We start from the raw sequence: 21,183 nt of genomic DNA, 5'->3' as shown, positions 1-21,183 counted from the left end.
GCGGTCCGTCCACACTGGACCTGTTCGAGAGGCGGTCGCCTACGGGTAGGCCCCCGTTCGTCGGTCAGAGGCCGATCACACCGGCGCGGCGCGTCCGGAGGTCATCCAGCACGACCGCGGCGTGGCGGAAATCGTCGTCGGTGTCGAGACCGCCCAACAGGATCGTGCGGACGCCCAACACCAGATAGCGGTCCAGGTAGTCGGCGACCCGGTCGTAGCTGCCGACCAACAGCGGCATGGCGCCCTTGTCCGTGCGATAGGCGCCGGTCCAGTACACCTCGTCGTAGGTCTCCTCGGCGGCGGCCAGCGTGGCCAGCCGCCGGCTCCAGTCCGACCCGGACCGGACGCGCATGGCCGTCGTCAGCTCGGCGCGGCGGTCGTAGGGATGGCGGGCGGTCGCGACCCGCCACGCCTCCGCGTCGGTTTCCCTGGCCAGCAGGCCGATTCGAATGCCGATCCCGATGTCCGGCTCGACGAACGACGTGGCGAACCGGTCGACCGGCTCGGGGTGCGTGATGGCGACGTCCGCGACCGCCCGCACCGTCAGGCGGGCCGCCGGCGAGGAGCCGGCCGCGAAGAACCGCGGCCGCAGGTGCTCCTCCAACGCGGAATTCGTTCGCAGGGCCCGGTAGTTGTAGAAGCGGCCGCTGTGATTGACCGGCCCGCCAGTACTGAGCAATGCTCGCAGCACGACGCCGTACTCGATCAGCCGGTCGTACCGCTCGTCATGGCTGAGCGTCTCGCCGAGCTGCTCCAGCTCGGCGCCGGCGGCCCCGGTGATTAGGTTGACGTCGACGCGCCGACCATGCAGGCGGGTCAGCGTGTGGATCAACTTGGCCGCGGTGAACGGCGGCATCGCGTGCGGAGCCAGTGCCACCAGCGGCGTCACGCTTTCGGTGTGGTGCAGGATCGTGCTCGCGACGGCCCATGGGTCGAGGTTGCCCAGGTTGTGGAACGCGAGCAGGCCGTCCAGGCCGTGCCGTTGCGCGCGGCGGGCCGACCCGACGACAGTCCGCAGCTCGTCGGCGCGGGGCGACGGCGTCGTGCCGTACGTCTGGAAACGCTGCTGGGACAACGCCTTCAGCCCTCGACACCGCGGCGCGCGGTGATCATCGCGAGCACGTCGCCGACCTGGTGGTCCTGGTCGATGTCCTCGTCGGTGAGCCGGACGGCGAAGGTGGACTCGATCGCCAGCAGAAGCTCGACCAATGCGAGCGAGTCGAGGCCGAGCGTGCCCAGGACGGTGTCGAGATCGACGCGGTCGGCCGGCACGGCCAGGATCTCGGCGACAAGGTCGCGCACGGCCGGAAAATCGGGGCTCATGCGGCGCTCCCGGCGTGGTCGTAGGGAAAGTGGGTGGCCGACAGGTCCAGTTCGGGCCAGTGCACCGTGGTCGCGGCCCAAGAGGCGCCTGCGCCGAACGCGACGAGCGCGGTCCGGTGTCCCGCCTTGAGGCCGCCCGAGCGCGTGGCGTCGGCCAGCGCCAACGGGATGGAAGCGGCCACGGTGTTGCCGACACGGTCCAGGTGGATCGGCACTTGGTCGTCGGTCAGCCCGAGCCGTCGCCCGACGGCCCGCAGGATGCGCAGATTCGCCTGATGGGCCACGACCCGGTCCAGCTCAGCCTGGGGCCAGCCGGCGAGTTCGAGGGCGGTGCCCACCGCTTCGGACATCCGCACAACGGCGTGTTCGAACACCGCCCGGCCCTGCATCCTGGTGTGGACGTCCGCCGCGGTCATCGGCTCGCCGCTGGCGCGCTGCTCCGAGCCGATGCCCGGCGAGGTGATCAGGTCCACCAGACAGCCGTCGCTGCCCAGCGTGAACGGGCCGAGCGCGCCCGGCTCCGCCCGGTCGCCCCGGCGCAGCACGACGGCGCCCGCGCCGTCGCCCATCAGCGGATACAGGGACCGGTCGGCCGGATCGAGGTACAGCGAGTTGGTGTCCGCCCCGATCACCAGCACGGTGGCGGCCGTGCCCATGGCGATCAGGCCGGCGCCGGTGGCGAGCCCGTAGACGAAGCCGCTGCACGCGGCGTTGACGTCCAGCGCGCCCCGGCCCCGCAAGCCGAGCCGTTCGGCGACCACGGGCGCGGTGCCCGGCACGCGCCGGTCCGGCGTCTCCGTGGCCAGCACCACACAGTCCACATCGGACACCGCCGCCGACGCCATCGCCCGCTGCCCGGCGGCCACGGCCAGATCGGACGTGTGCAGGCCGGGCGGCACGTGGTAGCGCCGGCCGATGCCGGATCGGGTCCGGATCCACTCGTCGGTGGTGTCCAGCCGATCGGCCAGATCCTCGTTGGTCACCAGGTTCGGCGGCACCCAGGCCCCGAGCCCGGCGACGACCGCGGCCGGAAGTCGTTCGTTCACAGTGTTGTCTCCTCGTTTCGCACGGCGCGGACGCTGTCCTCCGACAGCCGCGCCAGGGTCTGTCGCCCGCCGGCCGCCGGCAACGGCGGCAGGAAGACGATCTCGGCGGTCATGCCCCGAACCGCCATCACCCGACGCGTCCAGGTGGTCAGGTTGTCGTCACCGATGAAGGCCGCGGCCGTCGCCGGCGAGCCATCCGACAGCACGTAGTCGACCCGCACCGGCCGAACCGGCGCGCCGGCGTTCACGGCCGCCTGGAACAGCGCCGGCCGAAATGCGCCGGCATGTCCGCCGCAGTAGGTCGTGCCCTCCGGGAAGCACACGAACCGCCCGCCACCACGCAGAATCCCGGTGATCTCACCGATCGCCCGGGGCAGCTGCTCCGGCCGTTCGCGATCGAAGAACACGGTGCCCAGCGCCCGCAACGGCCGCCGGACGATCGCCGGCACGTCGTCGCCGTCGCTCTTCACCAGTGTCTGACCCGGCCGCCACAACTGGATCAGGCCGGAGTCCAGCCACGAGACGTGATTGGCGACGACCAGCTCCGGGCCGTCGTGCCAGGACCCACGAGGGCCACGCACGCGGACCCGAATACCCAGCGCGAACAGGAATCCCCGAAACCACCACGAATACACGGCTCGGCCCACACGCGGTGGTGGCCCCATGGCCAGGAAAGCCAGGCACAGCAGGAACGCCACCAGCGCGACCGCGACTTTGAGCCGGCGGATCGCCAGCAGCGCGGGGCCGACAGTGGGGGTCGTGGCGGACACACAGCCGGCCACGGAGCACGTCGCCGTCACGCTCAGGCGCATTGCCGTCCGTACGCCCAGAGCCGCTCGAACCGGGCCAGATAGCGCGGCGGCACCGCGTCCAGGTCGAGGAGCACGTACAGGTCGGCCGTGTCGAAGTCCGGGTCGTGCGCGGGCTTGCCGCACACCTGCGCGCCGAGCCGCAGGTACGCCTTGAGCAGCGCCGGCAGCTCTCGCTCCGGGATCCGTTCCGCCGGCCCGACAACCCACTCCCGGCGCGGCACGACCTGGCGCTCCGGCGGGGCCAGGTGTTTCTCGGCGACGGTGGCCCAGATCCGGGCCGCATCCGCGCCGCCGTCGGCCAGCGGGACGGAGCAGCACCCGGCCAGCCAGCGCAGGCCCTGCTCCCGCGCGTGCGTGACCAGCCCCATCCACAGCAGGCTGATGACCACCCCGTTGCGGTGCTTGGGATGCACGCACGCTCGCCCGAGCTCAAGCAGCCGTCGCTGGATCGACCGCAGCGGGCGCAGATCGAACAGCTGGTCCGAGTAGTTTCCGCCGGCCCGGGCCGCGGCGGCCGGAGTCAGCATCCGGTACGTCCCGACCACCTCCCCGGACGTTCGGTGCCGAACGACCACGTGATCGGCGTATCGGTCGCTCGCGTCGCTGTCGACACCGTCGGCCGAGGCCGCCAGGCCGAACTCCTGGCCGAACACCTGCTGCCGCAACCGCTGGGCCTGCCGGACGAGGTCGTCGTCCCGCGTGACAATCGCCTCGTACTCCGCGTCGGCCATCGACTCTCCTGTTCGGCCACCACTGCTTGACCGCAGGCACACGAGGCCACCCGCCGTTCAGTTCTCCGACAAGGCCCGAGTCGGCCGGAAATACCGCGACACCTGCCCGAATTGCCGGTGCTCAGGTCACCTGGATCTGGCGTACCACCGTGGTTTCGTCGAACTCGGAGGTGCGCACGGTGATGGTCAGCCGCCAGATGCCCGCGAACGGCAGTTCGGCGCTGGCCGCGCGATAGCCGCCCATGGCCATGCCGGTACGCGGGATCGACACGGTCATCGGGCCGATCCCCTTGTCCGGCATCGACAGTTGAGCGTCCAACTCGGCGACGTCCACGCGCATGCCGGCGGCGTCGGTGACCGTGACAGAGATGATGTTCGGGCCGACCGTGCCCGGCAGCACGCCGATCTGGAGCTTGCCCTGGCCGTGCGGGCCGCCGGTGTCAAAGGCCAGCGGGCCCTCCTCCGGTGTGGACGGTGCGTTGGGGTTGGCGGCAACGAGCGCCGCCGTCAGCGCGAGCACGACAACGGCCCCGCCGGTCTCCAGCAGCACCGAGCGCCGGACCGCCTCGGGTCGAGTCCGCAGCCAGCGGCGGGAGAACCAGGCCGCACCCAGGATCGCCAGCACGACACCGACCTTCACCGCCAACAGCCTCGCGTAGTCGGTGTCGAGGGCATGGAGCTGGTGCCAGCTCTGGAAGATCCCGGTGACGATGAGCACTCCGACGCTGGCCGCCGCCAGGCGGCTGAACCGGGCGATCGCCGACGGCGGGGGCTTGGCCACCAGGATCACCGCGAGGCCGCCCACCCACAGGGCCATCGCGTCGAGGTGCAGCACGTCGGCGGGCACCGTGGCCACGTCCGCGTCGTGCCCGGACATCGACCACGTGACGGCAAGGCCGCTGAGCAGCAGCGTGGCCACAGCGCGCCGCCCGAACGGATACGCGTCGGCGATCACCGGCGCGGTCAGCGCCAGCAGGGACATCCTGATCACCAGGCCGGTGCCGAGCGGGATGCCCATGGTGACCGCGAGCAGGCCGCTGTCGAACATGTGGTCAAGCCCGAGCCCGGCGCTGTACGGTCCCTGCAGCAGCCCGTCCGCGACGGTGGCGGCCACGAGCGCCGCCCAGCTGCCCCACGTCAGCCGCTTCGTGAGGAAATCGTTGGGCCAGCACAGGAACAGGAAGCCGAGCGAGCCGGCCAGCCCGGCGAACGCGACATAGCCGAGCGCCCGGAACAGCCAGTAGAGCATCGCGACGGTGGTGTCGCCGCCGGTCGATGTCCCGGGCGCCACCGATGGATGGCCGACCGAGAACGTGTACGCGCCCGACACCGGATGCGAGTCCGCCGACACCACGTGCCAAGACACCGTGTACGTGCCCGCCCCCTGCGCCTTGATCGCCACGCCTATCGTGTCGGGCCGGCCGTCGACGTGGCCCGCCCCACCGTTGTCCACTGTGGAGCCGTCCGGGCCGAGCACCTGGATTCCGTCCGTCGTCACCTGAATCGGCTCGCCGAAGCTCAGCGTCACGGTGGACGGCGCCGTCACCAGTATCGAGGACGGCGCCGGCTGCGTGCCCAACAGCGCCGCGTGCGCGGCGGCCTGACCGGCGGTCGCGAGCAGTGCCACGAGGACGCCGGCCAGCACCGCCGGCACGGATCTCATCGGGCCTGGCGTTTCCGACGCCAGGCCAGGGCGGCCATCGCCCCGGCGACAACCCCGAGGACCGTGCCGGTGACGCCGAACAGATCCGGCGCGGCCGCCGCCCGCTCGGCCGCGACCAGCGTCACGACTGGTGCCGGGTGTTCGGCGTCGGCGCCGGTGTCGATCCAGCGCACCACGTCGCCGTTGTCGTAGGTCTGGATCACCTTGAACACCAATAAGTCCGCGTCGGACGGCACCGGGTCGAGCAGCACGACGAAGTCGTCGTAGCTGCCCGGCGCGATGCTCCCGCCGTGCCAGGTGATCACCGAGACCACCTCGGTGACCGGCCCGTCGTCCGAACTCAGCGGTGTCGCCGTCCGCGTTGTCGTCGCGTCCGCCGTCCACCCGGCCATCGCCCTCGGCCGCACCGACGCGATCGGGTGGTCGGCCGGGAGGCTCACCTGGACTTCGGTGGTGCTGGCCGACTTCTCCTCGTCGGGCACCCGGAACGCGATCTCCGCCGCCGTGCCCTTCGTCGCCGTCGAAGGCTGGGTCGTCACGTGAGCCGCGGCGGTCCCGGCCCCGGCGAGCAGGGCCGAGGCAGTCGCGGCGGCCAGCACGATCACGCGCCACATGGCTACCTGACCGGGATGTACGGGCGCATCATCTCGTTGTCCTCGTGATCGAGGATGTGGCAGTGCCACACGTAGCCCGGGCCGGCCGTCGGGTCGAAGGCATACCGGTTCACGCCCGGCTGGGCGTCGCCGACCGGGATCTCCGTCGGCGCCCAGCGGATCAGCACCCGGTTCACCATGCCCGGATTGATCTTGAACGTGTCCTTCCACCCCGCCTCGGCCGGATCCGGCGGCAGCACCGGTCCGGTCAGGAACGGGCCGATCGCCGGGTTGCCGCCCAGGGCCCCGTCCGCGTTGGGCGTCAGGTAGTCGCGCGGCGGGCCGTAGCCCGGGATGATCTCGCCGGCCGGGTAGGTCGTGCGGCCGAAGGAGCCGTCGCACTGCTGGCCGGCGAACGTGCCGCCCGGGAACATCGCCGCCCAGGCCGCCCGGTAGCCGTCGACATCGACGGTTTGCCGGTTGAGCACCTGGAACTGGATCAGGTGGACATGGATCGGGTGCGCGTCGTCGGTGATGTCCAGCAGCTCCCACAGCTCCGTCGCGCCGACCCGGGGAAGCTCGGTGATGAACAGGCCGGTGCTGCCCCGCGACCCCGTGATCGGCGTCGTCGTCCCGTCCCGCAGGCCGTTCCACTTGCTGTTGTTCAGAAACGCCTCCAGCGGGCCGTCGCTCTGGTCGGAGACCGCGCAGTCGACGGTCTCCTGCTCGAAGACGACGAGTTGCCGCTTCACCGTCGGCCGCACGCCCGCCGCGACCGCACCCGTCGCCGGGTTCGCCAGCCGCACGATCGCCGGCGGCTGCCCGCTGCCGCCCCGCAGCGGCGCGCCCGTCGCCGGGTTGTAGCTGGTGTCCTGACCGGACAGTCGCAGTGTCACGTCGAAGCGCATCAGCTGGCCGTCCAGGTTCGGGTCCGGCGGCCCGCCGCTCGGGTACGGGAACAGGCCGTCGTTGGTCAGGATCAGCGACCGGCCGCGCAGCCCGCTGAAATCGATGATCACGTCCGCCCGCTCCGACGGCGCCAGGAACAGCTTCGGCGCGTCCGGCCTCGCCGGGTCGTTCAGTTCCACCGGCCGGTCCAGCAGGCCGCCGTCGGTGCCGATCTGCCAGCACGCCACCGCCGACGGCGGCGTCGCCGAGGACGCGTTCGCCGGATCCGTCAGGTTCATGCGCAGGAAACGCGCATTGCAGGCGTTGAGGAACCGGAAGCGATAGCGGCGTGGCTCCACCGCCAGCGTCGGCCAGGTCCGGCCGTTGACCACCATCGCGTCGCCGAAGAACTCCGGGATCCAGAACGGGTGCGACAGCGGATTCGACGGCGGGCCGTTCAGGTCCGCGTCGGGGTTGCTGCCGTCCGGGAAGCGCAGCTGGCCGTTCGTGTCGAACAGCCGGTCCTGCAGCATCAGCTCCACCTCGAAGGCGCCCGCCGGCAGCCGCAGCGGGTTGTCCGGACGGCCCGTGTCGAACTTGTCCCGGACCAGGTAGAACGCCGACAGGCCGCTGAGCACGGTGATCCTCGTGATGCCCAGGGCGTGGTCGTGGAACCACAGCGCCGTCGCCGGCTGCGTGTTCGGGTAGCAGTACACCGCCGCGTTCGACGCCGTTCCCGACGCCGTGCTGTAGGCCGGTCCGTGCCGGCCGTCCGGCGTGAACCACGCCTCCGGCAGTCCGTCGAACGCCGACTGGACCTCTGCCCCGTGCAGGTGCACCACCGTCGGCATCGGACCCGTGTACGGCTGGGACGCCTTCACCACGCCCAACGGGTCCGCCCAGTGGATCGTCTGGTCGATCGTCAACAGCGGCTGCACCCGCGAGCTGCGGGGCAGGTTGTTGACGTACGTGATCGTCGTCGGCGTTCCTCGCGTCGCCTCCACCGTCACGCCCGGCCAGGACGCCGCCTTTCCACCCACCTGGTAGGCCCACACCCAGGTGCCGTCCGCGTGTCCCGGCGGGTACATCGAGCTCGGCAGGACCACCTGGGGCGCTTCGGCAATCCTCGTCGTGAAGCTCGATCCCGACACCCGGCCGCCCCCGAACGTCCGCAGCGCCGTGACGTACTTGGGGATCCTCGCGCTCGCCAACGGTGTCTGCGCCTGCGTCACCGCCTCCGGCGCCACCGGCCCACCCACCGCCGCCAGCCCTCTCACCGCGGGGAACGCCACCGCGCCCACGGCCGCCCCGGCGACAAGCATCTGCCTTCTGCTGATCCGTGCCATCAACGGCCTCCGGGTCGTCGCTTTCCCCGGCCGGCACACTATCCACGCTGTCCCGAACCCAGCTATGGCTGGAAACCCCTAGGAATCCCCGTCGTCACCTAGGGGTGCTCGAACTGACTAGTAGGTCGCCCGGTTCCTAGGTAGGCCCGGGAACCGTCGATCCCGGACCTACCTGAGGAACACTCATCAGCCGTCGGAGTCCGAGGACGGGATGTACCCGCCGGGAACCTGGTCCGGGGCGTAGACCTTGCTCTCACCCGGGTAGGGCTGCGTCCACCCGTGCGTCTCATACCACGTGAGGTGGTTCATCTGCGCGGGATTGGCGTAGTCCGGCACGGCGTTCGATCCGGTCAGGTGTTGCTGCCCCTCCCACGACATCCACTGGGCCGCCAACTGCTTCTTGTCCGCGGGCACGGTGGTCGACGGCGCCGACGCGGCGAACTGCGGTGCGACGGTGTCCACACCGCAGGACGGTGGCGTGGACAGGCCGAGGGTCAGCGAGGTGCGGTTCGGCACCGAGTTGAACGGCGTGTAGTCGGGCTTGGTGGTGAACGCCGCCGACATCGGGGTGGCCGCGCTGTCCTTCTGGTTCATCGGGTGGATCCCGAGGATCTGCTCGATGGTGCGGATCATCGTGATCTGCGAGTAGTAGTGGTTGTCCACGACGCCGTGCTGCGCCCACGGGCTGATGATCTGGATCGGGGCGCGGTGGCCGTCCACGTGGTCGAGACCGGCCTGGGAGTCGTCCTCGACGACGAAGATCGCCGAGTCCTTCCAGTACGGGCTGTGCGAGATGGTGTCGATGATCTGACCGGTCGCGAGGTCGTTGTCGGCGACCTGCGCGGCCGGGTTGGGCGGGCCGCCGGTGTGGTCGCTGGACAGCCAGAACATGTTGAGGTTGGCCGGACCGTTCTTGGCGAAGTCCTGCTTCCAGATCTGCTCCCGGTAGACGTCCGGCACCGACGTGTCGAACTTCGGGAAGCCCGGCACCGACACGCTGTTGAGCGACGGGATCGGCGAGGACGAGACCAGCGGGTAGGCGGTGGACTGTCCGGTCGAGGCCATGTTCTTGGCGTCGCAGTACAGGTTCTGCCACGAGGCGTCGGCCGGCTTGGTCAGGAACTGCTGGAACTCGCCGAAGTCCCGCACGGTCTTGCCGGCCGCCTGCGCCCCGCTCCAGAGGAACCCGGACGCCTGGTGGCCCAGCGCGTCGTCCTCGGTGTCGTAGCTGCGCAGGTATTCGCCGGCGGAGGACTCCGTGTACTCCGGGTCGTCGGCCTGCATCAGCCAGTTGTGGCCCTCGGCGGAGTTGGTGCCGATGTCGTAGGTGTTGTCGTACAGGCCGAACTGCCGCTCCAGCGCGTGCTGGTTGGGCGTCACGTTCTCGCCGAAGGTGGCCAGCGCCGCGTCGCCGTTGCCGCGCGGGTCGTCGCCGTACACCTGGTCGTAGGTCCGGTTCTCCTTGACGATCAGGAAGACGTGCTTGATCGTCGATGGGTCGCCGATGCGCTGCGGGACCGGCGCCGGCTTGGCCTTGCCGTAGCCGTTGGCCAGCTGGACCGAACCGTTGGTCCACCCGTTCTGCTCGAACACCTTGCCGGTGTAGCCGCGAATCGTCCGGTCGTCGGGCAGCCGGAACTTCTGCACGCTCGACGTCGTGTCGTGCGTGTTGTGCCCGGCGGCCGTGGTGGGACGCAGGGCGTCGATGCCGCGGGTGTTGGAGACCACGATGTTGTTGCCCACCGTGGCGATCGCGGTCGGGAAGTAGTCCGTCGGCAGCAGGCCGACGTAGCTGACCGGCTCCTGCGCCTGGGAGAAGCGGTAGACCGCGACGGCGTCGGCGCGGCCGAGCGTCACCAGCAGGTGGCCGTCGCTGGTCATGGTGATGCCGTCGGGCTCGTAGCCGACCGACGCTTCCGGCCAAGGCTGCGTCGAGATCGTCTGCACGACCTTGTTGCGGCCGGTGTCGATGACCGACACGCCGTTGCTGGACGTGTTGGCCACGAACAGGGTGTTGTTCCTGGCGTACAAGGCGGTCGGGTGCAGGCCGACGTCGATGCTGCCCACCGCGGCGCCCGGGTGCGCCAGGTCGATCACGCTGACCGTGCCGGTGGTGGTGGCGCCGGTCACCGGGCTGGCCGGCACCTGGGTGTTGTACGAGTTCAGCGTGTTGTCACCGGGCTTGGCCGGGCGACCGCCCTCGTTGCTGACGTACAGGCGGCTGCCCATGCGCACCAGGTCGCGCGGGGCGTTGCCGACGGCCCAGCTCTGCCCGATCGCGCCGGTCGCCGCGTCGATGGCGATGACCCGGTTCTGGCCGTTGACCGCGGAGTACACCGTCTTGCCGTCGGCGGAGAACACCGCCTGCGCCGGCAGGCCGTGCTTGGCACCGTCGGCCGGAATGGCGACGAAGGTCGGGTTGGCCAGCGTGCCGTCGGCGTTCACGGTGAACCTGCGGTAGCCGTCGGTCTGGGCCAGCCACAGCGCCTTGCCGTCCGGCGAGTACGACGGGCCTTCCTGGCCCACGTCGTTGCCGGAGATCTTCAGGTCGGCCGTCGCCGAGTTGCCGACGAGCTGCTGCACCTTCCAGCTCTTGAGGTCCACCACGACCAGCGCCAGGCCGCCGTCGGTGACCAGCGCGGCGAGGTGGCCGCCGTCGGGGCTGACCGACGAGGCCATGATCTTGCCGTTGTCGACGACGAGGCGGTCGCCGATCGGGTTGAGGTACTGGTCGCTGGAGATGACCTGGCCCTGGCGGGTGGTGTCGCCGACCTGGTCGGTGCCGAACTGGCGGGTCGACGCCGAGCCGACGCCGGAGCCCACGGCGACCAGGGCGAGCACGGAGACGCCCGCGGTCCAGACGCGTAATCCGCGCGGGACACGCCTGCCGACACGCCTTCTGCGGCGCGCTACCTGCATGGGATTCATCCCTTCGACGGGGCAGACAGCAGGTCGACGTGGCCGTCGAACTGCCAGAGGGGGTTCGGCTGGTCCCCGGTCGGGGTCCGCATCTGGAAGTAGCCGTTGACTTCCTTGGGCCCGTCGCCGTCGGCGACGTACTGGCCGTCCGAGGCGACGTCGAGCTGGTAGATGGCCTGTCCGACGGCCGTGGTGCCGGGCAGGTGCCAGGAGGCCACGCAGCGCCAGTCGTTGCCGGGCCCGTCGGGCTCCGCCAGGCCGTCACCCTTGGTGCAGGCGGCCGTGGTGGCCAGTTGCTCCTCGGTGACGTCGGGGCGGTGCAGCTGCTGGGTCTGGAGCCGGTAGAGGTGGGCGAAGGCCGTGGCGACGGACTGCTGCACCTTGTCCCGGTCGATCCCGGAGTCCGTGGCGGTCGACGTCGCGACGGCGAGGATCCCGGCCGTGACGACCAGGACGCCGGCCAGCGGCGCGGCGGCGACGGTGAACGCCCGGCGGCCCGAGCCGTCGTGGGTGAGGTTGGTGAAGTCCCGCCGTACGAACAGAAGGTAGGCCAGCGCGGTCGCGGCGACCGCCCAGATCAGGCTCACCGCGACGCCGATCAGGAGCGGACCGAGTTGCGCCGGGCTGGTGAACAAGCCTTCCCACGCGATGAAGGCGTAGCTGGGCAACGCGAGCCGGACGGCGACGGGCAGCGGCAGCATCTGGGCCACACCCATGGCCAGGGCGACGACAGCCGGCAGCAGCAGCCCCATCGGTGACCGTCCTAATGCGACGGACCCGAGCAGCCCGATCCCGGCCAGCGCCAGCGTCGGGGCCAGCACGCAGATCCAGGCGAGCAGGACGAGTCCGGCCGCGTCCGCCGGAGCCACCACATGGCCGTCGAGGCCGACGAGCGGATGGCTGCCGACCGCCACGACCCCTCCGACCGTGCTCGACACGGCCATCCCGACCACGAGCACCAGGATGACGGTAAGGCTGGCCAACGCTTTCGCCGCGAAGATCCGCCGGTACGACCGGACCGCCACCAGCAGGTGCCGCCAGGTGCCGAGCCGGTCCTCGGCCGCGAACACGTCGCCGGCGACGACGGAAGTCAGCAGCGGCAACGCGTAGACGCCGGCGAAGCCGAGCATCACCAACGGGCCGGCCCACCCGCTGATGTTCATCCAGCGGCCGAAGAGGGTGTCGGTGGGCAGGTCGCTCTGCCGGCTGACCGCGGCGACGAACAGCGCCGGCGCGAGCCAGCAGGCCAGCACCAGCAACCGGATCCGCCACTGGGACACCAGCTTGACCATCTCGAAGCGGTAGCAGTGCGCCACCGACACGGGTCGGGTGGTCGTGTCCGGGGCGTCGAGGACGGCGGTCATCGGCCGGTCTCCTGATCGGTGAGAGCGAGGAACGCGGCCTCGATCGGCGACACGACGGGGGCGAGTTCGCGCACCGCGACGCCGGCGTGCACGAGCCGGGCCACAAGGTCGTCGAGAGCCGGAATGTCGGCCCGCACAACGAGCAGCGCCGCGTCGGAGCTCTCGACGACGACGGCCCCCGGCGTGTCGAGGGCGAGACGCCGCGCGGCCTCCGGATCGGAGGTGCGGATCCGGTAGTCGAGTTCACGGTTCTCGGCCGACAGCTTGCCCAACGGCCCGGTGAACACGACCCGCCCGGTGGCGAGGATGGTGACCTCCGAGCACAGCGCCTCGACGTCGTCCATGCGGTGGCTGGAGATGATCACGGTGGTTCCGTCCGCCGCGAGGCGGTTGAGGACGCCGTGCACCTGCCGCTTGCCGGCCGGGTCGAGGCCGTTGGAAGGCTCGTCCAGCACGAGCAGCCGGGGCCGGGTCAGCAGCGCCGCGGCGAGCCCGAGCCGCTGGCGCATGCCGAGGGAGAAGCCCCGGACCCGGTCGTCGGCGACGTCGGCCAGCCCGACCTGGCCGAGCACGTCGTCGATGCCCGCCGTGCGCGCGTCGCGGCCGCGCAGCGTGGCCAGCGCGGCGAGGTTCTTCCGGGCGGTCAGCGACGGGTAGAGGCCGGGTCCGTCCACGAAGCCGGCGACACCGTCCGGCGCCGTCAGCGCCCGGCCGACCGGTGCGCCCAGGATCTCCAGGCTGCCCTCGTCGGCGACGGCCAGGCTCAGCAGCAGGCCGAGCAGCGTCGTCTTGCCGGCGCCGTTCGGTCCGACCAGCCCGTGGATCTGCCCCTGCGCGACATCCAGATCCATGCCGTCGAGGGCGACGACATCGCCGAAGCACTTCGTGATGCCGCGAGCCCGGACCGCGAGACTCGTGTCCATGGATTCCCCGTTCCGCACGCTGTGAGGACCGTAGGGCACGGCAAGTGACACGCAGACCGGCCCCCGTTGAACGTTCGCCGAACGGGGGTCGACCAACCGGCGGCGTCCGGACAAACCTCGCAATGCCGCACGCGGTTTCGAGAGCTCGGCCGGTTCAGGCCCGTGAATAGGTCAGCTGGACGACGCCGTTGCCGAACGCCGTCGAGGTCGTGAGGGTGAGCGGGAAGCTCGGTCCGTCCGACGGGAACAGACGCTTCCCCGAACCGACGACAACGGGGTACAGCAACAGGTTCAGCTCGTCGACGAGGCCCTCGGACAGCAGCCACCGCACGGCGGTCCCGCTGCCGCTGGTCATGATGTCACCGCCGGCTTCAGCCTTGAGCTCACGAACGGCCGCGGCGGGATCGCCGTGCAGCAACACCGAGTTGCGCCACGTGACCTCGGACAAGGTCGTCGACAGCACGTACTTGCGGACGGTGTTCATGAAGTCGGCGCCTTCGTCGTCCTCGACGGTGCGGTCGGGCCAGGCGGCCGCGAAGCCCTCGTAGGTGACCCGGCCCAGCAGCATGGCGTCGGCGGCGGCCATGCCGGCGTCGACGGACGCGGCGATCTCGTCACTCCAGTACGGCAGGGACCACTTGTCCGGGGCCTCGACGACGCCGTCGAGCGAGACGAACAGGTTCGACACCAGCTTGCGCATGTGATTGCCCTTTCCTTCTACGGTTTTCCTGGCCAGTTCACGGCGGCTGACCTCCACCACGGGCGGCCACCCCTGCTCCCGCGCATGCCGGGCGACCATCGCGGCCAGAGCCGCTCCCGGGCCGTCACCGCCGACGAGCAGCGGTCCGGGACCGGCGCCCAGCGCGGTGGCGTTGGCGGCCGACCACTCCAGAACCTCCCGTGCGGCCCGGAAGCTCCGCAGCCGGATCGAGATCACGAGGACCCCGGTCGCGGCCGGTTCGTCGCCGTCGGCGAACCAGACCAGCAGCGGCGGCGCGGGGGTGCGCTGTGCCGGCCACTGCACCCGGGCCACGCCGCACCGCAGACGCAGGTCCGCAGTTCGCCGACCAGCTCCTTCAGCCACGACCAATGCTGTCATGCCGGTCGCGGACGGCGGAAAGGCCGATCTTGCATCACCGTGTTGCACGGTCGGTATGACACGGGCGACGTCGGCCGCAGATACTCGACGGCATGCCCGACCCGCGGCCGACGACCCCGCTGCCCGCCACCGACGCGATCGAGCTCAAACACCTGCGAGCGTTCGTCGCCGTCGCCACCGAGCTCAACTTCGGCCGGGCGGCGGCCGGCCTGTACGTCTCCCAGCCGGCGCTGAGCCGGCAGATCCAGGCGCTGGAACGGCTGATCGGCTGCCCGCTGCTGCTGCGCTCGACCCATCGCGTGGAGCTGACGCTGGCCGGCGAGGCGCTGCTCGGCGCGGCCGTGCCGCTGCTGGCCGACCTCAACGACGCCGTCGCCCTGACCAGGTCGGCCGGCGGCGAGGTCGCCGCCCGGGTCGCGCAGCTGTGGGACTCGGTCGCTGAGGACGGCCAGCCCGGCCTGCCGCAGATGCGGGAGGCCTACGAGGCACTCAACGCGCAGTTCCCGGTCCCGGACGGCACGCGCGTCCGACCGGTGCAGGCTGGTGGCGTGCCGGCGCTGGTCGTGTCGGCCGGCGTGGACGGGCCGCCGACCCTGCTGCATCTGCACGGGGGCGGCTACATCTCGGGCTCCGCCTTCGGCTACCGCCCGCTGGCCGGGGCGCTGGCCGCCGCGACCGGGGCAACCGTGCTGCTGCCGGACTACCGGCTCGCCCCGGAGCACCCTTTCCCGGCCGCGCTCGACGACGCCTTCCGCGCCTACCAATGGCTGCTCGACCAGGGCACGGATCCCAGCGACCTGGCCATCAGCGGCGACTCGGCCGGCGGCGGGCTGGCCGTGTCGCTCATGGTCAAGCTGGCCCGGGAGGGCCTGCCGCAGCCGGGGCGGGCGGTGCTGCTGTGCCCGTCGGTCAACGTCGTGGACCCGCCCGACGGCACACCGGTGGCGCGGTGGCTCTCGCTCTACGTCGGCGATCATCCGCACACCGATCCGCTGCTGAACGTCTTCAAGGCCGACCTGTCCGCGTTGCCTCCGCTGCTCGTGCAGTCCGGCACCCACGACATGGTGTTGCGCGAGACCCGCCGCTTCGTCGACCACGCCGCCGCGCACGGCGTCGACGTCCGGCTCGACCTCTACCCGGTGGGCACGCACGTGTTCCACCTGTTCTGGTCGTTCCTGCCCGAAGCCGCGACCGCCCTGGAACAGATCGGCCACTTCCTCCGCAACCCCGCCGCCGACACCACGGCCGAAGCCGGATGACCGCGGGGACAACGAGAATCCCGCCGCACACCGTCGGCGTGATCCGTGTCGCCACGCTCATGCCGGCGGACTGACTGATTCGGTCTTCTTCTCCTGGCCGGATATCAACTGATGGCGTGGCATGGTCGGGTTAATTTCACTCGCCACTGAAGCCATAGTGACATTGCTAATCCTCAACGCACATGATGCGGAGGCCCACCGGTGATGCCGATCAAGGGTGTGAAGCCCACTCCGGCGTGGTAGTCCTCGTTGTCGACGGCACGGGAGGTGGGCAGATGGACCCTGATCCGTTCAGCGCGACGGGCGAGCGGCCGTTGCTGTCGCACCGCTACCGGATCGGCGCGCTGGTGGGCAGCGGCGGAATGGCCGAGGTGTACCGGGCGTACGACCTGAAGCTGGAACGCCCGGTGGCGATCAAGAGGTTCACCCCGCCGGCCAGCGCGATCGACCACCGGCGGTTCGAGGACGAGGCCAGGCTGCTGGCCGGCCTGTCGCATCCGGGACTGGTCACCGTCTACGACGCCGGCCAGCACCAGAACAGCCGGTACCTGGTGATGCGGCTGGTGGACGGTCCGAGCCTCCACGTGGCGCTGAGCAAGGAGCGGCCCACCGTCGACGAGGTGGTGTCGCTGGCCGGACGCCTGGCGCCGACCCTGGCCTACGTGCACAGCCGCGGCATCGTGCACCGCGACATCAAGCCGTCGAACATCCTGGTCGACCTGGACGGCGAGGCCTACCTGGCCGACTTCGGCCTGGCCCGCCTGGTCGACGCCGACGGCATCACCCGCTCCGGGGACATCGTCGGCACCGCCGCCTATCTCGCGCCGGAACAGGTCCGGGGCCAGAAGGCCACGCCGGCCTCCGACGTCTACGCCCTCGGCCTCGTGCTGTTGCAGGCGCTGACCGGCCACCAGGAATACGAGGGCGGTCAGGCCGAGGCCGCGCTGGCGCGACTGACCCGCGACCCCCTGATCCCGGACTGGTTACCCGTCGGGCTGGCGATGGTGCTGGCCGAGATGACCAGTGCCGATCCCGCACACCGACCGACGTCGGCGCAGTGCGTGGAACGATTCGCCCGGCTCGGCCCCGCCGAACTGTCGACGATCCCGTTGCCACAGCGGCCACGCCGGCACCGCGCCGTCGCGGTGGCGGCCGGCGGAGTTCTCATGGCCGGCGCGGTACTGACCTTCGCCCTGAGAGCCGCCGCTCCCCCAGCGACCACGACCGCCCCTCCCCCGGCCACCACGAGCTCCGCACCGACCGTGCCGCCGAGCACGACGTCACCGCCCACCACCAGTGTCGATCTCGCGGCCAGCACCGCCGTCGACGACCATGGCGCCGGCGGTGGTCCAGGTCCTGGTACAGGGCCTGGCAACGGCGGCCCGGGCCCTGGACACGTTCCACCCGGTCAAGCCAAGAAGACCGGCGCCGGGCAGCCGCCGGGCAAGGGCAAGCACGGCTGATTCCAGGACACCATGCCGGTTCCGGTCACCGACGCACGCCGTAGCTCCACAGCCCACGTCCGTGGGTGGCCAGCAGCAACGCGGTGCCCTCCGGCGCGACCACCAGCTGCTGCCCGGACGCATTCGGCAGGTCGGTGCCGAGCTTGAACCACTGGCCGGCCAGACGGACGTAGACGCCGGCGTCGGTCGCCGCCGCCAGCAAACCGTTCCACTGCACCAACGACGTGGTCGGGAGGTCGGGCAGCGCGCCGGTGTCGTCGGTCCAGCTGGCTCCGCCGTCGCCGCTCTCGAACACGTGCCCCTTGCCCGCGCCGGGCACCCACTTGTCGGTGTAGCCGCCGAACGAGATGTACAAGTGCCCGTTCCGCACGGGATCCAGCGAGATCGAGGTGATGTAGCGGGCCGGCAGGTTCGGCGTGGCGAGGCGGTGCCAGCTGCCGCCGTAGTTCGTGTCGATGCCGGAGTGGTAGACCTTCGCCGCATCGCGGTACTGCCAGGCCGCGTAGATGGTGTTGCCCTTGGCGACCACGGCGGTGATCTGGGCGCCGGTGTCGTGCACGTTCTTCCAGTCGCAGGCGGTCGGACCGCAGTTGGTGCCCCAGCCCTTGCCCTGGTTGTCCCACACGTACTGGCCGCCGGCCACCCAGTGGTCGAGGTTGGCGATGTCCGCGCTGTAGGGCGCGATGAACAGGCTGCCGGGGTCGCAGGGGTCGGCGAGCGTGCCGGCGACGGGGTTGTCGCAGGACGGGGACATGGTGGTGTAGCTGGGAGTCGTGAAGTCCGACTTGCCGCCGTTCTCCGTGCGAGCGGTGCTGAGGTGCACGTATTCGTTGACGGCCCGCATCCCGTTGCGCGGATCGACGATCACCTGGCCGCCGTCGCCGCCGAACGGTGAGACCTGTTCCTTCGCCCCCGGTAACAGCAGTGACACGCCGTTGTCCTGCAAGCCGCCCCAGATCGCGTCGCCGCCGGCCACTCGACCGGCTCCGACCGAGTAGTACTGCAGCGTGTGCAGCCCCTCGTTGAGGTTGTTCCACTTGACGACACCGCGCAGTGCGGCAGCCCGGGAGTAGACGCCACCGTCGTTGCCGAAGTAGGCCGTGCCGTCACTGGCGACCACTGCGGCGTGCTGGTCGGCGTGGGTGGTCGGCGGGCAGGTCAGCTTGCTGAGATCGGAGCTCCAGCACGGCAGCCCGAAGTTCCAGTAGGGACCGATGACCTGCCAGCTCGCACCGCGGTCCGAGGTCTCGTAGACGTCTTCGAGGCCCAGATAGATGTGGTTGGGGTCGACCGGGTCGGCGGCCACGTACTGGTCGTACCAGCCCTGGCAGCCGCCGCAGCCCTGGGCGCCGGCCTTCACCAGGCTCGGCGTGTCGGCGATCTTGGTCCACGGGCCGGCGGGCGAGCCCGAGTCGGCACGGAAGACTCCGGTCAGCAGGCCGGTGTTCGTGGCGTTCTGCACGACCGCGTAGAGCGCGGAACCGTTGGCGTTCCAGGTGAAGGTGGTGCGCCCGATGTCGGTGTCGGTCAACTGGCCGGTGGCCGCCTGCCGGCTGAAGGTGCCGGGCCCGCCGCCGGTGGTCGACTGGTAGAAGGCGTTCACCGCGCCGGGGTTGACGCCCTTGTTGACGATGGTGGCCGCGACGACGGATCCGTTGCTGCCCGGGCGGATTCGCACGTCGGTCGCGAACGACGTCTCGGCGCCGGCGGCCGGGGCGAGCACGGTGGTCCAGGGCGCGGACCAGTCACGCATGTCGTGGCGCAGCAGGCCGAAGCTCGTGGCGGCGTAGATGTGGCCGACGCCGTCCAGCACGATCCGGGCGGTGCGCAGCCCGAAGAAGGACTGGCCGATGCGCTGCCAGGTGCGTCCGCGGTCGGCGGAGCGGTAGATGGCGTCGCCGCCGAGACTGTCGCCGCTGAAGTCCGCCTCGCCGGTGCCGACGTAGACGCTGTGGTCGGTCGGATTCACCGCCACGGCGCCGATCGCGAGGCTCGGCATGCCGTCCCACAGCGGCTGCCAGTGCGCGCCACGGTCGTCCGAGCGCCACACTCCGCCGTCGGCCGCGCCGACGTAGACCGTGCGCGCGCCGTCGGTGGCCAGCGCGCTGACCCGGCCGGAGACATGTCCGGAGCCGCCGGTGGAGTTCGACCAGTTCGGGTCCCGGTAGGCCGGCGCGTCGCTCTGGTACGGCTGGTTCGTCACCTCCTGCCAGGCGCCCGGCAGCACCGGCAGGTGCTGTCCCTGCTGCTGACCGGAGTAGTAGGCCTGTGCGTTCGCCGCCGTCAGGCCCGGCGCGTTGCGGATGTCGCTGTACTGCTGCGAGGCGTCGGTGAGGTCCTCGGTCTCGTCCTCGGCGGCGTGACCGTCCTTCGGATCGGCCAGATGGCTGATCACCGCGTGCGGGCCGGCCGGCGTCCTGTCGGACGCGGCGGCCGCTGGGCTCACGCCCAGCCCTAATGCCAATAACGCTGCTGCGGTGACGATCGAGGCCGACTTCACCGGCCGAGGCTAACTGCGGGGTGACCCAGGCAGAAGCAATCACACTTGACCGCGATCGAGCGGGACGCCGAGCACCGCGCCGCCGAGACGGCGCTGCACCGAAGCGCTCGGCGACAACGCCGCGGTCGACGCTTCGTGAATGGCAGCTCACCAGCGGAAATAGTGCACCGCCAGGTTTGACGCGACCGAAATCGGGGTATCGCCTCTCGGCAGAACACGCTCGTCCCCGCACGGCGAGGCCGATCGGAAGGGACCGCGGATGCCACAGCCGGACACGCACCAGGCACACGGGACCTCGGCCCGGCTGAGGCTGTTCGTCTGCCTCGCCGCCGGCGTGCCGATCGCGATCCTGGTCGCGGTGTTCGCCACGTGGCAGGCCGCGCTGCTGGCCGGCTGGATCGTCGCCGGGGCGGTGTTCGTCACCTGGATGTGGATCACCATCTGGCCGATGGGCTCCGCCCGCACAGCCAGCCACGCCAACCAGGAGGACGCCGGCCGGCCCGCCGCCGACACCACCGTCCTGATCGCCGCCGTCGCCAGCCTGATCGCCGTCGGCCTGGTGTTGACCTCCGACGCCTCCGACGTCGGCGGCCAGGCCGCTCAGGCCGCCGTCAGCCTGGTCAGCGTCGTGGTCTCCTGGACCAGCGTGCACACGATATTCACCACGCGCTACGCCAAGCTCTACTACGGCGCCAACCCCCACGGCATCGACTTCAACGACCCCACCCCGCCGCGCTACACCGACTTCGCCTATCTCGCCTTCACCATCGGCATGACCTTCCAGGTCTCCGACACCATCCTCAGGTCCAGCCCAGTGCGCGCCACCGCCCTGCGGCACGCGCTGCTGTCCTACCTGTTCGGCGTCGGCATCATCGCCGCCATGATCAACCTCGTCGCCGGCCTCGGCAAATGAGACCGCGCCGCGCCGGCAGAATTGCTCCGTCCGGCCCGTTTGGACAGACCTCCCAGTGGCCACCCCCACCACGTACCGACGGCCCTGCCGAATCCCGCAGGACCTGCGCCGCCGCCGAGAAGGAGTTCAACAGTGATCACATTAGGCGTCATCCTGCTCGTCGTGGGTTTCCTGCTCAGCATCCCCGTCCTCTGGACCATCGGCATCATCCTGCTGGTGGTCGGCGCCATCCTGGCCATCCTCGGCGGCACCGGCCGCAAGGTGGGCGGGCGCGCGCACTGGTTCTGACAGCTCGCTCGGGGCTGACACCGACCCGCCGGAGCACGCCGGAGCACGCGAAG

17 protein-coding genes are annotated in these 21,183 nt (G+C 70.9%); 4 read left to right on the top strand and 13 right to left on the bottom strand.

What is annotated here, in order from left to right:
- Positions 1-64 precede the first annotated feature (64 nt).
- The 12 genes from AB0M73_RS30545 to AB0M73_RS30490 all read right to left on the bottom strand — a co-directional run bounded on the left by AB0M73_RS30545 (position 65) and on the right by AB0M73_RS30490 (position 14,641).
- On the bottom strand, positions 65-1,075 hold the full coding sequence (locus tag AB0M73_RS30545) for an LLM class flavin-dependent oxidoreductase (RefSeq protein WP_363897635.1): 1,011 nt from the start codon (positions 1,073-1,075) through the stop codon (positions 65-67).
- 5 nt (positions 1,076-1,080) lie between these two features.
- On the bottom strand, positions 1,081-1,323 hold the full coding sequence (locus AB0M73_RS30540) for an acyl carrier protein (protein WP_363897633.1): 243 nt from the start codon (positions 1,321-1,323) through the stop codon (positions 1,081-1,083).
- Positions 1,320-2,369: a beta-ketoacyl-ACP synthase III gene (locus AB0M73_RS30535; RefSeq protein ID WP_363897631.1), complete on the bottom strand. Its 1,050-nt coding sequence runs from the start codon at positions 2,367-2,369 to the stop codon at positions 1,320-1,322. The genes AB0M73_RS30540 and AB0M73_RS30535 overlap by 4 nt, the downstream gene beginning before the upstream one ends.
- Positions 2,366-3,181: a lysophospholipid acyltransferase family protein gene (locus AB0M73_RS30530; RefSeq protein WP_363897628.1), complete on the bottom strand. Its 816-nt coding sequence runs from the start codon at positions 3,179-3,181 to the stop codon at positions 2,366-2,368. The genes AB0M73_RS30535 and AB0M73_RS30530 overlap by 4 nt, the downstream gene beginning before the upstream one ends.
- Positions 3,172-3,912 carry a GNAT family N-acyltransferase gene (locus tag AB0M73_RS30525; protein WP_363897625.1) on the bottom strand — a complete coding sequence of 247 codons (741 nt, stop codon included), beginning with the start codon at positions 3,910-3,912 and terminating at the stop codon, positions 3,172-3,174. Before AB0M73_RS30525 ends, AB0M73_RS30530 begins: the two co-directional genes overlap by 10 nt.
- A gap of 121 nt (positions 3,913-4,033) precedes the next feature.
- Complete coding sequence (locus AB0M73_RS30520; protein ID WP_363897622.1) at positions 4,034-5,575, bottom strand: copper resistance protein CopC; 1,542 nt, start codon at positions 5,573-5,575, stop codon at positions 4,034-4,036.
- Positions 5,572-6,189, bottom strand: a complete 618-nt coding sequence (locus AB0M73_RS30515; protein WP_363897619.1) for a YcnI family protein — start codon at positions 6,187-6,189, stop codon at positions 5,572-5,574. Before AB0M73_RS30515 ends, AB0M73_RS30520 begins: the two co-directional genes overlap by 4 nt.
- 2 nt (positions 6,190-6,191) lie before the next feature.
- Positions 6,192-8,402 (bottom strand): hypothetical protein, encoded by a 2,211-nt coding sequence (locus AB0M73_RS30510; RefSeq protein ID WP_363897616.1) that lies wholly within the window; start codon positions 8,400-8,402, stop codon positions 6,192-6,194.
- Positions 8,403-8,588: 186 nt separating this feature from the next.
- Positions 8,589-11,321 (bottom strand): bifunctional YncE family protein/alkaline phosphatase family protein, encoded by a 2,733-nt coding sequence (locus tag AB0M73_RS30505; RefSeq protein WP_363897613.1) that lies wholly within the window; start codon positions 11,319-11,321, stop codon positions 8,589-8,591.
- A gap of 5 nt (positions 11,322-11,326) precedes the next feature.
- Positions 11,327-12,685 carry an ABC transporter permease gene (locus AB0M73_RS30500; RefSeq protein WP_363897610.1) on the bottom strand — a complete coding sequence of 453 codons (1,359 nt, stop codon included), beginning with the start codon at positions 12,683-12,685 and terminating at the stop codon, positions 11,327-11,329.
- The gene (locus AB0M73_RS30495; RefSeq protein ID WP_363897607.1) at positions 12,682-13,608 is read right to left on the bottom strand and encodes an ABC transporter ATP-binding protein; all 927 of its coding nucleotides are present in this window, start codon (positions 13,606-13,608) and stop codon (positions 12,682-12,684) included. Before AB0M73_RS30495 ends, AB0M73_RS30500 begins: the two co-directional genes overlap by 4 nt.
- Before the next feature lie 154 nt (positions 13,609-13,762).
- The gene (locus tag AB0M73_RS30490; protein ID WP_363897604.1) at positions 13,763-14,641 is read right to left on the bottom strand and encodes a dihydrofolate reductase family protein; all 879 of its coding nucleotides are present in this window, start codon (positions 14,639-14,641) and stop codon (positions 13,763-13,765) included.
- Between the two features lie 158 nt (positions 14,642-14,799).
- Between AB0M73_RS30490 and AB0M73_RS30485 the strand changes: the two genes are divergently transcribed.
- Positions 14,800-15,966: an alpha/beta hydrolase fold domain-containing protein gene (locus AB0M73_RS30485; RefSeq protein WP_363897602.1), complete on the top strand. Its 1,167-nt coding sequence runs from the start codon at positions 14,800-14,802 to the stop codon at positions 15,964-15,966.
- A gap of 275 nt (positions 15,967-16,241) precedes the next feature.
- The gene (locus tag AB0M73_RS30480) at positions 16,242-17,429 is read left to right on the top strand and encodes a serine/threonine-protein kinase (protein WP_363897599.1); all 1,188 of its coding nucleotides are present in this window, start codon (positions 16,242-16,244) and stop codon (positions 17,427-17,429) included.
- A 25-nt stretch (positions 17,430-17,454) separates the two neighbouring features.
- On the opposite strand, the gene AB0M73_RS30475 is transcribed toward AB0M73_RS30480, so the two are convergent.
- Entirely contained in the window at positions 17,455-19,929 is a 2,475-nt protein-coding gene (locus tag AB0M73_RS30475) for a hypothetical protein (RefSeq protein WP_363897596.1), read from the bottom strand.
- A gap of 259 nt (positions 19,930-20,188) precedes the next feature.
- Between AB0M73_RS30475 and AB0M73_RS30470 the strand changes: the two genes are divergently transcribed.
- Both AB0M73_RS30470 and AB0M73_RS30465 read left to right on the top strand, forming a co-directional pair.
- Positions 20,189-20,842 (top strand): DUF1345 domain-containing protein, encoded by a 654-nt coding sequence (locus AB0M73_RS30470; protein ID WP_363897593.1) that lies wholly within the window; start codon positions 20,189-20,191, stop codon positions 20,840-20,842.
- A gap of 132 nt (positions 20,843-20,974) precedes the next feature.
- Positions 20,975-21,130 carry a DUF6131 family protein gene (locus AB0M73_RS30465; protein WP_198046989.1) on the top strand — a complete coding sequence of 52 codons (156 nt, stop codon included), beginning with the start codon at positions 20,975-20,977 and terminating at the stop codon, positions 21,128-21,130.
- The last annotated feature ends 53 nt before the right edge of the window (positions 21,131-21,183 follow it).

It is taken from the genome of Kutzneria sp. NPDC051319, assembly GCF_040682195.1.
Lineage (GTDB): Bacteria > Actinomycetota > Actinomycetes > Mycobacteriales > Pseudonocardiaceae > Kutzneria.
Note: the sequence above shows the minus strand (reverse complement) of the source record. Positions and strands in the feature narration are given on the sequence as shown.

Excerpts from the sequence above, each read along its gene's own strand:
- AB0M73_RS30540 (WP_363897633.1), bottom strand. The coding sequence starts at position 1,323 with ATGAGCCCCGATTTTCCGGCCGTGCGCGACCTTGTCGCCGAGATCCTG.
- AB0M73_RS30530 (WP_363897628.1), bottom strand. The coding sequence starts at position 3,181 with ATGCGCCTGAGCGTGACGGCGACGTGCTCCGTGGCCGGCTGTGTGTCC.
- AB0M73_RS30525 (WP_363897625.1), bottom strand. The coding sequence starts at position 3,912 with ATGGCCGACGCGGAGTACGAGGCGATTGTCACGCGGGACGACGACCTC.
- AB0M73_RS30520 (WP_363897622.1), bottom strand. The coding sequence starts at position 5,575 with ATGAGATCCGTGCCGGCGGTGCTGGCCGGCGTCCTCGTGGCACTGCTC.
- AB0M73_RS30515 (WP_363897619.1), bottom strand. The coding sequence starts at position 6,189 with ATGTGGCGCGTGATCGTGCTGGCCGCCGCGACTGCCTCGGCCCTGCTC.
- AB0M73_RS30510 (WP_363897616.1), bottom strand. The coding sequence starts at position 8,402 with ATGGCACGGATCAGCAGAAGGCAGATGCTTGTCGCCGGGGCGGCCGTG.
- AB0M73_RS30505 (WP_363897613.1), bottom strand. The coding sequence starts at position 11,321 with ATGCAGGTAGCGCGCCGCAGAAGGCGTGTCGGCAGGCGTGTCCCGCGC.
- AB0M73_RS30500 (WP_363897610.1), bottom strand. The coding sequence starts at position 12,685 with ATGACCGCCGTCCTCGACGCCCCGGACACGACCACCCGACCCGTGTCG.
- AB0M73_RS30495 (WP_363897607.1), bottom strand. The coding sequence starts at position 13,608 with ATGGACACGAGTCTCGCGGTCCGGGCTCGCGGCATCACGAAGTGCTTC.
- AB0M73_RS30485 (WP_363897602.1), top strand. The coding sequence starts at position 14,800 with ATGCCCGACCCGCGGCCGACGACCCCGCTGCCCGCCACCGACGCGATC.
- AB0M73_RS30480 (WP_363897599.1), top strand. The coding sequence starts at position 16,242 with ATGGACCCTGATCCGTTCAGCGCGACGGGCGAGCGGCCGTTGCTGTCG.
- AB0M73_RS30470 (WP_363897593.1), top strand. The coding sequence starts at position 20,189 with ATGCCACAGCCGGACACGCACCAGGCACACGGGACCTCGGCCCGGCTG.